General features: G+C 69.7%; 9 protein-coding genes. 5 read left to right on the top strand and 4 right to left on the bottom strand.

What is annotated here, in order from left to right; all coding sequences use genetic code 11:
* Window position 1: 1 nt before the first annotated feature.
* Genes HT579_17790 through HT579_17775 form a run of 4 tightly spaced genes read right to left on the bottom strand, consistent with a single transcriptional unit; the run spans window position 2 to window position 3,775 of the window.
* The gene (locus HT579_17790; GenBank protein ID QKS30605.1) at window positions 2-727 is read right to left on the bottom strand and encodes a phosphoadenylyl-sulfate reductase; all 726 of its coding nucleotides are present in this window, start codon (window positions 725-727) and stop codon (window positions 2-4) included.
* Complete coding sequence (locus tag HT579_17785; protein QKS30604.1) at window positions 724-1,248, bottom strand: DUF934 domain-containing protein; 525 nt, start codon at window positions 1,246-1,248, stop codon at window positions 724-726. The genes HT579_17790 and HT579_17785 overlap by 4 nt, the downstream gene beginning before the upstream one ends.
* A complete protein-coding gene (locus tag HT579_17780) occupies window positions 1,241-2,944 on the bottom strand; it encodes a nitrite/sulfite reductase (GenBank protein ID QKS30603.1) in 1,704 nt (567 codons plus the stop codon). Before HT579_17780 ends, HT579_17785 begins: the two co-directional genes overlap by 8 nt.
* A 54-nt stretch (window positions 2,945-2,998) precedes the next feature.
* A complete protein-coding gene (locus HT579_17775) occupies window positions 2,999-3,775 on the bottom strand; it encodes a sulfite exporter TauE/SafE family protein (GenBank protein ID QKS30602.1) in 777 nt (258 codons plus the stop codon).
* A gap of 105 nt (window positions 3,776-3,880) precedes the next feature.
* Here HT579_17775 and cysB point away from each other — a divergent pair, with 105 nt between their 5' ends.
* The 5 genes from cysB to HT579_17750 all read left to right on the top strand — a co-directional run bounded on the left by cysB (window position 3,881) and on the right by HT579_17750 (window position 11,804).
* A complete protein-coding gene (cysB, locus tag HT579_17770) occupies window positions 3,881-4,828 on the top strand; it encodes an HTH-type transcriptional regulator CysB (protein ID QKS30601.1) in 948 nt (315 codons plus the stop codon).
* A gap of 11 nt (window positions 4,829-4,839) precedes the next feature.
* On the top strand, window positions 4,840-5,136 hold the full coding sequence (locus tag HT579_17765; GenBank protein ID QKS30600.1) for a hypothetical protein: 297 nt from the start codon (window positions 4,840-4,842) through the stop codon (window positions 5,134-5,136).
* 687 nt (window positions 5,137-5,823) lie between these two features.
* Complete coding sequence (locus HT579_17760; GenBank protein QKS30599.1) at window positions 5,824-7,647, top strand: HlyD family efflux transporter periplasmic adaptor subunit; 1,824 nt, start codon at window positions 5,824-5,826, stop codon at window positions 7,645-7,647.
* 7 nt (window positions 7,648-7,654) lie between these two features.
* Window positions 7,655-9,802: a PqqD family peptide modification chaperone gene (locus HT579_17755; GenBank protein ID QKS30598.1), complete on the top strand. Its 2,148-nt coding sequence runs from the start codon at window positions 7,655-7,657 to the stop codon at window positions 9,800-9,802.
* Window positions 9,795-11,804 carry a hypothetical protein gene (locus HT579_17750; GenBank protein ID QKS30597.1) on the top strand — a complete coding sequence of 670 codons (2,010 nt, stop codon included), beginning with the start codon at window positions 9,795-9,797 and terminating at the stop codon, window positions 11,802-11,804. The genes HT579_17755 and HT579_17750 overlap by 8 nt, the downstream gene beginning before the upstream one ends.
* Window positions 11,805-11,806 lie beyond the last annotated feature (2 nt).

Here is an 11,806-nt window from a genome sequence, read left to right as displayed (position 1 = left end):
TTCAGACGCGCCTGACGTGCAGGCCACACTCCTTCGATTCCGGATTTTCCCACCACCAGCGACCGGCACGGACGTCCTCGCCCGCGGCCACCGCGCGCGTGCACGGCGCGCAGCCGATGCTCGGGTAGAAGCGGTCGTGCAGCGCGTTGTACGGCACCCCATGCTGCCTGATGTAGGCCCACACCTCGCCTTCGCTCCACTCGGCGAGCGGGTTGAACTTCTCCAGACCGCCGTTGGCGGTGTCGACGCTGCGCAGCGGCAGGCCGTCGCGCGTGCTCGCCTGCTGCGCCCGCATGCCGGTGATCCAGGCACGCTGGCCGGCGAGCGCGCGTTGCAGCGGTTCGACCTTGCGCACGTGGCAGCAGCCCTTGCGCAGTTCGACCGACTCGTAGAAGGCGTTGATGCCGTTCTCGCTCGTCCATGCTTCGACGAGATCGTGGCGCGGGTAGTAGAGGCGCAGCGTCAGACCGTAGTGGCGGCGAACCGTCGCGATCAGGTCATGGGTCTCAGCCGGCAGGCGGCCGGTGTCGAGCGAGAAGATACCGATCGGCAGGCCCTCGCGGACGATCAGGTCGGTGAGCACCATGTCCTCGGCACCGAGGCTGCTGGCGAACACTGCCGGCGAGAAGTCGGTGGCGATCGCCCGCAGCAACTCGCGCGCGGCCGCGCTGCGCCGGGCGACGGCTGCCTGCAGCGATTGCTCGTCGGTGAGTGGCAGGTTGCTCATGCCGCGTGCTCCGCCTGGCGCCGGCGAAACAGCGGCAGCGGCTGGTCGGCCGCCCCCTGATAGTTCTCGCTGAACGCCCGCAGTCCGGCCAGCGCCTGCTCGATGTCCTTGTCGGCGCGCACCGCGTAGGCGTCGATGCCGCAGCGTTGCATGAGGAAGAGCTGATCCTGCAGCACGTCGCCGATCGCCCGGATCTCGCCCGCGTAATGGTAGCGCTCGCGCAGCAGGCGCGCGCTCGAGTAGCCGCGGCCATCGGTGAACTTGGGAAAGTTGATGCCGATGACGGCGAAGCGCCCGCAATCGTCGGCCAGCGCTTCGGGGCCCTCGTCACTGTCGAGCCAGACGCCCGGTTGCTCGTGGCGGCGCAGCACCTCGTCACGCCGCGCCAGCCAGACGGCCAGCGGCAGCAGCACCGGTCCCGCGGGCAGCACGACCGTTTCCACGCTCTCGCCTGCAGCCAGGCGGAGCACCTGCCAGGGGTCGTCGACGATCTCCCGTTTGCGGATGATTCTCTCAGACATTGACGACCTCCACGTCTTCCTGCCTGGCGCCGCGCCGCCGGTCGCGGCCGGCGTAGGCGCGTGCCTTGAACGGCTCGATGCCGACCCGCTGCAGGGTGTCGATGAAGCGCTCGCTCGGCAGGCGCTGTTCGATATAGACGGTGACGAGAGCCTCGATCACCAGCGGCACCTCGTGCGCGTGGAACGAGGGGCCGATGACCCTGCCGATCGCCGCCGCGTTGCCCTGCTGGCCGCCGACGGTGATCTGATACCACTCCTCGTTGTTCTTGTCGACGCCAAGGATGCCGATGTTGGCGACGTGATGGTGGCCGCAGGAGTTCATGCAGCCGGAGATGTTGAGCGAAATGTCGCCGATGTCGTAGAGGTAGTCGAGGTCGTCGAACTTCTCGTTGACGGCGTCGGCGATCGGCACCGAGCGCGCGTTGGCGAGCGCGCAGAGATCACCGCCGGGGCAGCAGATGATGTCGGTGAGCAGGCCGATGTTGGCGGTCGCCAGACGGTGGCGTCGGGCGATCTGCCAGAGCTCGTGCAGATCGCGCTGCCGTACGTCGGCGAGGACGACATTCTGCTCGTGCGTGACGCGCAGCTCGCCGAAGCTGAAGCGATCGGCGAGGTCGGCGACGACGAGCATCTGCGTGTCGCTGATGTCGCCCGGGGCAGTTCCCGGCGCCTTCAGCGACAGGGAGACGGCGGCGTAACCCGGCGCCCGGTGCGGATGGACGCAGCGTCGCACCCAGTTGGCGAAGGCGAGGTCTCCGGCGACGCGCGCCGCGTGCAGCTCGTCGACCGCCGGCAGATCCTCCCAGGCTGGCGGCGCGAAATGCGCCGCGATGCGCGCGAACTCGGCGTCCGGTACCGTCGTCGGACCATCCTTCAGGTGTGCCCACTCGGCCTCGACCTGGCGCCTGAACTCGTCGATGCCGAGGGCCTGCACGAGAATCTTGATGCGCGCCTTGTACATGTTGTCGCGGCGGCCATAGCGGTTGTAGAGGCGCAGGATCGCTTCCAGGTAGGAGAGCAGGTGCCGCCGCGGCAGGAACTCGCGGATCACCTTGCCGAGGATCGGTGTCCGTCCGAGTCCGCCGCCGACGAAGATGCGCACGCCAATCTCGCCGCGCTCGTCGCGCAGCAGTTCCAGGCCGATGTCGTGCGCGCGGATGACCGCCCGGTCAGTCGCCGCCGCGTTGACGGCGATCTTGAACTTGCGCGGCAGGAAGGCGAACTCGGGGTGGAAGGTCGACCACTGCCGCAGCAGTTCGCAGTAGGGGCGCGGATCGGTCAGTTCGTCCGGCGCGACGCCGGCAAACTGGTCCGTGGTGATGTTGCGGATGCAGTTGCCCGAGGTCTGCACGGCATGCATCTCGACACTCGCCAGTTCGCCGAGGATCGCTGGCGTCTGCTCGAGTTGTGGCCAGTTGAGCTGCATGTTCTGGCGCGTCGTGAAGTGGCCGACGCCGCGGTCGTAACGCTGCGAGATCTCGGCCAGCTTGCGCAGTTGCGCCGCCGAGAGCATGCCGTAGGGGATGGCGATGCGCAGCATCGGCCCGTGTCGCTGGATGTAGAGGCCATTCTGCAGGCGCAGCGGGCGCAGTTCGTCGGTCGACAGGTCGCCGGCCAGATGGCGCGCGATCTGGTCTCGATACTGCGCCACGCGCTCATCGATGATCTGCTGGTCAATGCTGTCGTAGCGATACATCGCTCGTTCCTCGCGTGTATGAAGGCTGGTGGGTGCTCATTCGCTGGCAATCGCCTAGTGGGCGATCAGCTTGCCGCCGATCAGTACCAGCATGCCGGCCAGTATCGGCCGCAGGATGCGGTCCGGAACGCGCGCCGAAGCGTTGCTGCCAAGCCAGATCCCGGGCAGCGAGCCGAGCAGCAGGCTGCCGAGCAGCGACCAGTCGACACTGCCGATCAACCAGTGACCGAGGCCGGCGACCAGCGTCAGCGGTACCGCGTGCGCGACGTCGCTGCCGATGATGCGGATCGCCGGCAGACGTGGGTAGAGGTAGAACAGCACGGCGGCGCCAAGGGCACCGGCGCCGACCGACGAAACCGTCACCAGCACGCCGAGCAGCACGCCAAAGGCGACCGTCACCGGCGCCCGGAACTGCGTGTGGGCGGCATCGTCGACGTGCGCCAGCGCCTGCCGCTGCAACTGCTGGCGGAAGATGATCGCCCCTGCCGTCAGCAGCAGGGCGACACCGAGCGATACCGACATCAGTTGCGAGACCGCCGCGCTCTGCCGCGGCAGATGCGACAGCGCCAAGATCGTCAGCCCGGCCGCCGGAATGCTGCCGGCCGCCAGCAGGCGGGTGACCTGCCAGTCGACATGCCCCTTGCGGGCATGCACGACGGTGCCGCCGGCCTTGGTGATGGCGGCGTACAGCAGGTCGGTACCGACCGCGGTTGCCGGGTGCACGCCGAACAGGAGCACCAGCAGCGGCGTCATCAGCGAGCCGCCGCCAACGCCGGTGAGACCGACGATCGCGCCGACGACAAAGCCCGACAAGGTGTACATCCAGTCCATGGCGCGCCGCAGCAAGTTCAGGGAGGGCGAATGTTAGCAGCGTCGGATTTGATCGAAAAAGAATATTCGGTTAGATTGTTATAACCAAACAGCGTTGACCGAGCCATGAAACTGCAGCAACTGCGTTACATCGTCGAAGTCGAGCGCCGCGGCCTCAACGTGTCCGAGGCCGCCGAGGCGCTTTACACCTCGCAGCCGGGAATCTCGAAGCAGATCCGGCTGCTCGAGGACGAACTCGGAGTGAGTATCTTCGAGCGCGGTGGCAAGCGCCTGACGGCGATCACCGAGCCGGGCCGGGCAATCCTCGAGATGGCGCGGCGCATGCTGCGCGAAGCCGAGAATATCCGTCGCGTCGGCGAGGAACATGCCGGCGGCGAGTCGGGCAGCCTGGTCATCGCCACCACCCATACGCAGGCACGCTATGCCTTGCCGGCGGTGGTCAAGAAGTTTGTCGAACGTCATCCGCAGGTGCGGCTGTCGCTGCACCAGGGCCACCCGGCGCAGATCGCCGAGTGGGCGCTGCAGGGCGAGGCCGACATCGCCATCGCCACCGAGGCCCTCGACCAGTATCCGCAGCTGGTGATGCTGCCCTGCTACCAGTGGGTGCACTGCGTCATCGCCCCCGACGGCCACCCGATCCTCGACGAGAAATCGCTCTCGCTCGCGGTGCTGGCGCGCTGGCCGCTGATCACCTATGACCCCGCCTTTGCCGGTCGTTCGCGCATCAACAGGGCCTTCGAGCTGGCACAGGTGGAACCGAACGTGGTGCTCACCGCGATCGACGCCGATGTCATCAAGACCTACGTCAGCCTCGGCCTCGGCCTCGGCATCATTGCCCGCATGGCCTACGACCCGCAGCGCGACAGCGGCCTGCAGGCGCTGTCGGCGGAGCATCTGTTCGGAAGCAACACGACCCGCATCGGTCTGCGGCGCGGCACCCACGTGCGGCGCTGCGCATACGATTTCATCGAGCTCTTCGCCCCGCAGCTGACGCGCAGGGCGGTCGACATGGCTCTCGCCGGCGCCCGGCCGGACGAGGAGTATCAGCTCTGAGGCGGTCCTTGGTGCCGTCGCTGGCGGCTGCGTTGCCGCTGGCCAGCGCTGCCGGCCTGATGTCGGGCATCAGCTTCGCCGTGCTGGTGCTGCTCTTCGGCAACCTGTTGCGGCGCTCCCGGCTGCAGCAGCCCAACTCGGTGCCAGCGGACGGGGGCGACCTGCTGGGTGGCGAGGACACCGACACCAAGGCTGCCGGACGCAAGCGGGAAGGCACCCGGGGGTGGCTGCTGCGCGGCGCCCATCCGTGGCCAACGATCGGCTGGCGGTTCGAAGGCCTTGCTCCAGTAGCGGATCTCGCACCGTAACCGCCGATCTGCTGCGTCCCGGACCGGTTCTCGCCGGAGCGACCCGCCCCGCCGCCGATGTTCCCGCGGCGGTTCTGATGACCTGTTGCCGCCAACCAATGGCTGGAGCCGCGCGGGTTTGCCGCGCTGCGCCTCGTTACCTTCGTCCCGCGCGGGTGAGCCGACTGGCCATGCGGAGGCAAGTGGGTAAAGACCTCCGGCACCGGGCCGACGACATCGTCCGGCAGGTCCGGTTCGGTGGCGACCGGGTTTCTGTTCCTGCTGCTGTATTGGCAACACACGGTGGCTGTTGCCGCAAGCGGTTCCCGGTTGTGGCAGGAGTGTAGCCGGCCTGTCGGCAGGCGCACGACCGACCCAGGGCCGCTGCCGCCAGAACGCTGCGCTCGGCAAGCCGCTACCGCAACTGGCTGTGGCGGCAGCGCTCCCGATCGGCACGGAAAAGCGTCCCAGTTCCCAAGCCCCGACGGGGATCTCATGGCGGCTTGCCGACAGAACACAGGTGACAGCCATTCTTGAACGCAAGCCCTGCTGGGACAAGCGGCGGGACAGGGTTCGGGGGAACCGATTCTTGCTGTCCGCGGCAGATCAAAGCTTCGCTACAATAGTCCGGGTCTGCTGTCGTCGTCGTGGTTGTGATCGGGATACACCCACTTGAGCTCGAGCTCCAGTTCATCCAGCACGCAGAGTTTGGATCAGCCTTCACGCTGCGGCAGCCAGCCCGGTTGGACAGCTTCCGCTGACCACTGGTCCGCCTTCGCCTCTGCCGCCACCGCCGCCGACTTCTGCAGCAGCTGGCTGGCGCTGCAATGCCTGCAGATCGAAGAGGTGCGCGCGGCGCTGCTGCTGCTCGAACAGGGTGGCGGCACCTTCGTCCCGGCCGCCGTCTGGCCTTCGGCGCAGACCGACGTCGGCTACCTCGCACCGGCTGCCGAACGATGCCTCGGCGAACGCCAGGGCAAGGTGCTGTACGGACAGCCCGGCGCGCTCGTCGTCGTCGCCTACCCGGTCGAACTCGAAGGGCGCCTGCACGGTGCCGTCATCCTCGACCTCGCCGAGCGCCCCGACGACGCACTGCAACACGTTCTGCGACAGTTGCACTGGGGCATCGGCTGGATCGAGACGCTCTTCCTGCGCCGGCAGAGCGTCGCCGACGCCGAAGGCGTCGAGCGCGCGCGCAGCGCACTCGACGTCCTCGCCGTCGCCGCCGAACACGAACGCCTGCCGGACCTGGCGCTGGCGGTGGTCAACGACCTCGCCAGCCGCTTCGCCTGCGACCGCGTCGCGCTCGGCATCGACCGTCGCGGCCAGGCGCGCCTGCTTGCCCTCTCGCACTCCGCCTTCTTCGAAAGGAAGAGCCAGTTCGTCACCGCCCTCGAAAACGCCATGGATGAGGCGCTCGACCAGCGCCGCAGCATCGTCCAGCCGCCGCTCGACGAAGCGGACGGCGGCATCGCCATCGCCCACCGCGACCTCGCCGGCGCGCGCGCCGTCTGCTCGGTCGTCCTCGAACACCGGGGTCTCGGCATCGGCGTCCTCAGCTTCGCGCGCGCGAACCCCTTCACCAGCGACGAAGTGCGCAGCTGCGAGGCCGTCGGCACGCTGCTCGCGCCGCTCCTCGCCAGCCGCATCGAACTGCACCGCTGGTTCGCCGGGCGCCTCGCGTACCGCCTGCGCGACACCTGGCGCCACCTCCGGGACCGCCGCCGGCCGGGCCTGCGCGTCGGGCTCGCCGCCGCCGCCCTCGTCCTCCTCGGCATCCTCTTCCTCGACGGCGACTACCGCGTCAACGCCCGCGCCGTCGTCGAAGGCGAAGTGCAGCGCGCCGCCGTCGCCCCCTTCGACGGCTTCCTGCGCGAGGCACCCGTGCGCGCCGGCTTCATCGTCCGCCAGGGGCAGGTGCTGGCGACGCTCGACGAGCGCGACCTCCTCGTCGAACGGCAGCGCTGGCGCTCCGAACGCGGCCAGCACGAAGGCCGCTACCGCGACGCCCTGGCCCGGCACGAGCGCGCCAACGCCAACGTCGCGCTGGCGCAGATGCAGCAGGCCGAGTCGCAACTCGCGCTGGTCGAGGAGAAGCTCGCACGCGCCAGCATCGTCGCCCCGTTCGACGGCGTCGTCGTCTCCGGCGACCTCAGCCAGCTCCTCGGCTCGCCGGTCGAGCAGGGCAAGCTGCTCTTCGAGATCGCCCCGCTCGACGCCTGGCGGGTCATTCTCAAGGTCGAGGATCGCGACATCCGCGACGTCCGTCCCGGCCAGAGCGGCCGCCTCGTCCTCGCCGGCATGGCCGGCGAAGCCCTCGACTTCGAGGTGCAGAACATCGCCACCGCCGAAGCCGAGGACGGCAGGAACGTCTTTCGCGTCGAAGCGCGGCTGGCGCGCAGCGACCTCAAGCTGCGCCCGGGAATGGAAGGCGTCGGCAAGATCGACGCCGGCGCGCAGAGCTACGCCTGGATCTGGACGCACCGCCTGAGCGACTGGCTGCGCCTGCAGGCCTGGACCTGGCTGCCGTAGGCGCGGCATGGCGGGCCCCTTCCTCAGCGCCTCGTGGTACCGCGTCGCCGCCCTGCGGCCGGCGCTGCGCGCGCACGCCCGCATCCAGCGGCAGCGCTTCCGCGGCCAGTTGTGGTACGTCCTGCACGACAGCGCCGCCGGCAAGCTGCACCGCTTCAGCCCCGGCGCCCATCGCGTCGTCCGCCTGCTCGACGGCGAGCGGACGATCGACGCCATCTGGCACCAGGTCGCCGCCGAAGCCGGCGCCGACGCACCGACGCAGGACGAAGTGATCCGCCTGCTCGCGCAACTGCACGCCGGCGACCTGCTGCAGGCCGACCTGCCGCCCGACATCGACGAACTCGGCGAACGCGGCCGCCAGCAGAAACGCCAGAAACTCCTGCAGAGCGTCATCAACCCGATGTCGATCCGCATCCCGCTGTGGGATCCCGACGCCTTCCTGGCGCGCAGCTGGCCGCTGCTGCAGCCGCTCGCCGGCCGTCCCGGCGTCGCCCTCTGGCTCCTCGTCGTCCTGCCGGCGGCCGTCCTCGCCGGCGTCCATTGGTCCGAACTGACCGCCAACCTCAGCGACCAGCTGCTGGCCACCGACAACCTGCTGCTGCTCTGGCTGATCTACCCGCTCCTCAAGGGCCTGCACGAACTCGGGCATGGCTACGCAGTCAAGGCCGGCGGCGGCGAAGTGCACGAGATGGGCATCATGCTGCTGGTGCTGGCGCCGATCCCCTACGTCGAGGCCAGCGCCGCCGGCGCCTTCCGCAGCAAGTGGCGGCGCGCGCTGGTCGGCGCCGCCGGCATCCTCGTCGAACTCTTCATCGCCGGCATCGCGATGCTCCTCTGGGTCGCCGTCGAACCCGGCCTGCTGCGCTCGATCGCCTTCAACGTCGTCGTCGTCGCCGGCGCCTCGACGCTGCTCTTCAACGGCAACCCGCTGCTGCGCTACGACGGCTACTACGTCCTCGCCGACCTGATCGAGATTCCCAACCTCGGCAACCGCTCGAACCAGTACTGGCAGTGGCTCGCCAAGCGATACCTCCTCGGCGTCACGCACCTCGAACCGCCGCTGGCAAGCCCCGGCGAGCGCCGCTGGTTCCTCTTCTACGGTGCCGCCTCGTTCGTCTACCGCACGCTGGTGATGATCGCCATCATCCTCTTCATCGCCGGCGAATTCTTCTTCATCGGCGTCGTCCTGGCGATCTGGGCGGCGATCACGATGTTCCTGCGGCCGCTCGCCAAGGGGCTGTCGTACGTCGTGTCGAGCCCGGAACTGCAGCACACGCGCAGCCGTGCCCGCATCGTCACCTTCGGCGGCCTGGCACTGCTCGTGCTCTTCGTCTTCGCCGTGCCGCTGCCGCTGCGCACCCATGCCGAAGGCGTCGTCTGGGTGCCCGAGAACGCCGAAGTGCGCGCCGCCGCCAACGGCTTCGTCGAGCATCTCTTCGCCAGCCCCGAGGCGATCCTCACCAGCGGCGAGGTGCTGCTGGCGATGCGCGACCCGGCGCTCGCCGCGCAGGCCGACGAGAGCCGCGCGCGCGTCCGCCAGTACGCGGTGCAGTACGCGGCGCTGATGTTCGACGACCGCGCGCAGGCGGCGGCGATCCAGGAAGACCTGCAGCGCGAGCGGGTGACGCTGGCGCGTGCCGAGGAGAAACTCGACGCCCTGCTCGTCGTCGCCGGCCTGCCGGGGCGACTGAAGCTGGCGCGCGCCGCGGATCTGCCGGGGCGCTACGTCCGCCAGGGAGAGCTCCTCGGCTACATCGACAGCGGCCCGCCGCGACTCGTGCGCGTCGTCGTCGGCCAGGACGACATCGCGCTCGTCCGCGAACGGCGCACCCAGGTCGAGGTCAAGCTCGCCGACCGCCTCGACCGGACCTACGCCGCACACCTGCTGCGCGAAGTTCCCGGCGGCCACGAGCGGTTGCCGGGCAAGGCGCTGGCGCTCGCCGGCGGCGGCCCGCACGCCACCGACCCGCGTGACCCGGAGGGTCTCAGGACGCTGCAGCGGCTGTTCCAGTTCGACCTCGAACTGCCGCCGGAGGTCGGCAGCCCGGAGATCGGCACGCGCGTCTTCGTCCGCTTCCACCACCACGCCGAGCCGCTCGCAACGCAGTGGGGACGCCGGCTGCGGCAACTCTTCCTCGCCCGCTTCGATGTCTAGGGCGCTGCTCGCCGGCTGGCAGGTGCATGCCTTTGCGCCCGGACTCTACCCCGAGCGCGGCGACCTGCGCGACAGTCGCTTCGACCGCCTGCTCGGTCGCCTCGGCGGGCGCTGGGCAAAGCGCGGCGCGCCGCTGCGCCGGCAGCGCGGGCGGCGCTTCGTGGCAGAGGTCGAAGCGCTGGCCGATGTGCTCGCCGGGCTCGACGAGAGCGAACTTGGCCGCCGCGCCGCAGCCGTCCGCCTGCAGCTGGCGAGCGATGGGCTCGCCGCGGCGCCGGTCGTCGAGTGTTTCGCGCTCGTCCGCGAGGTGTGCACGCGGCTGCTCGGCCTGCGTCACTACCCGGTACAGCTTCTCGGCGGGCACGCGCTCCTGCACGGCAGGCTGGCCGAGATGCAGACCGGCGAGGGCAAGACGCTGACCGCCGTGCTGCCGGCGGTGACCGTCGCCCTCGCCGGCGCGCCGGTGCATGTGATCACCGTCAACGACTACCTGGCGCGGCGCGATGCCGAACTGCTGGCGCCGGTCTACGCCTTCTTCGGGTTGCGCGTCGGCCTCGTCGTCCCCGGCCAGGAGCGCGACGAGCGCGTCGCCGCCTACGCCTGTGAAGTCGGCTATTGCGTCAACAAGGACCTGGTCTTCGATTACCTGCGCGACCGCATCAGCCAGAAGCGCAGCCGCAGCGCCCACCGCGCCCTCGTCGACGGCTGGCTGGCCGGCACGCCGCAGCGCGCCGCCGCACCGGCGCTGCTGCGCGGACTCTTCTACGCCATCGTCGACGAAGCCGACAGCGTGCTGATCGACGAGGCGCGCACGCCGTTGATCATCTCCAGCGACACCGAAGACCCGCAGGGGCGGGCACTCTATGAGCAGGCGCTGGCGCTGGCCGCCGGCCTGGCGGCGAAGGAGCACTACCGGCTGCGACGCCACGAGCGCAGCATCGAACTGACCGACGCCGGACGCGGCGCCGTCGGCGAGTTCGCCCGCGGCCTGCCCGGCCTGTGGGGAATCGCACGCGCGCGCGAGGAACTCGTCGAGCAGGCGCTGTCGGCGCTGCAACTGTTCCAGCTCGACCGGCACTACCTGGTCGTCGACGGCAAGCTGCAGATCGTCGATGAATACACCGGGCGCGTGCTGCCCGACCGCTCATGGGAGCGTGGCCTGCACCAGATGCTCGAGGTCAAGGAGGGAATCGACCTCTCGAAACGGCGCGACACCATCTCGCGCATCACCTACCAGCGCTTCTTCCGCCGCTACCTCTGTCTCGCCGGGATGACCGGCACCGCCACCGAGGTGGCGCCGGAAATGCGTTCGGTGTATGCGCTCGACGTCGTCGCCATCCCGACCAACGAGCCGATGATCCGCCGCGATCTCGGAGAGCGCGTGTATCGCGACAGCGAGCGGCGCTGGGCCGCGGTCGTCGAACGCGCCGGCGAGATGCGCGCCGGCGGGCGGGCGGTGCTGATCGGCACGCGTTCGGTGGCGGCCTCCGAGGTCGCCAGTCAGCGGCTGCTGGCGGCCGGGCTGCCGCACGAGGTGCTCAATGCGCGCCAGGATGCGCACGAGGCCGAGATCATCAAGCAGGCGGGAACGCCCGGGCGGATCACGGTGGCGACCAACATGGCGGGGCGGGGCACCGACATCGTCCTCAGCGATGCCGTGCGCGCGGCCGGCGGGCTGCACGTCATCCTGTCGGAGTTCCATGACGCCGCGCGCATCGACCGGCAGCTCTTCGGTCGCGCCGGGCGGCAGGGCGACCCGGGCTCCTGCGAGGCGATCGTCGCGCTCGACGACGAGCTCTTCGTCGCCCATGCCGGACCGTGGCTCGGCTGGCTGCGGGCGCGCGAGGCGGCCGATGGCCTGCTGCCGCCGCTGCTCGGGCGGCTGCTGCGGTGGCTGGCGCAGGGTGCTGCCGAGCGGCAGAATGCGCGCATCCGGCGGCAGACGATGGAACAGGAGCAGCGGGTCGAGAAGTCTCTGGCCTTTGCCGGAAGAGGGGAGTAGAC

The organism is Candidatus Accumulibacter similis, from assembly GCA_013347225.1.
In the GTDB taxonomy this organism is placed as follows: domain Bacteria; phylum Pseudomonadota; class Gammaproteobacteria; order Burkholderiales; family Rhodocyclaceae; genus Accumulibacter; species Accumulibacter similis.
The sequence above is the reverse complement of the archived record's forward strand: the minus strand, read 5'-3'. Positions and strand labels throughout refer to the sequence as shown.

Coding starts and splice junctions, on each gene's coding strand:
- cysB (QKS30601.1), top strand. CDS start 3,881: ATGAAACTGCAGCAACTGCGTTACATCGTCGAAGTCGAGCGCCGCGGC.
- HT579_17750 (QKS30597.1), top strand. CDS start 9,795: ATGTCTAGGGCGCTGCTCGCCGGCTGGCAGGTGCATGCCTTTGCGCCC.
- HT579_17755 (QKS30598.1), top strand. CDS start 7,655: ATGGCGGGCCCCTTCCTCAGCGCCTCGTGGTACCGCGTCGCCGCCCTG.
- HT579_17785 (QKS30604.1), bottom strand. CDS start 1,248: ATGTCTGAGAGAATCATCCGCAAACGGGAGATCGTCGACGACCCCTGG.
- HT579_17780 (QKS30603.1), bottom strand. CDS start 2,944: ATGTATCGCTACGACAGCATTGACCAGCAGATCATCGATGAGCGCGTG.
- HT579_17775 (QKS30602.1), bottom strand. CDS start 3,775: ATGGACTGGATGTACACCTTGTCGGGCTTTGTCGTCGGCGCGATCGTC.
- HT579_17790 (QKS30605.1), bottom strand. CDS start 727: ATGAGCAACCTGCCACTCACCGACGAGCAATCGCTGCAGGCAGCCGTC.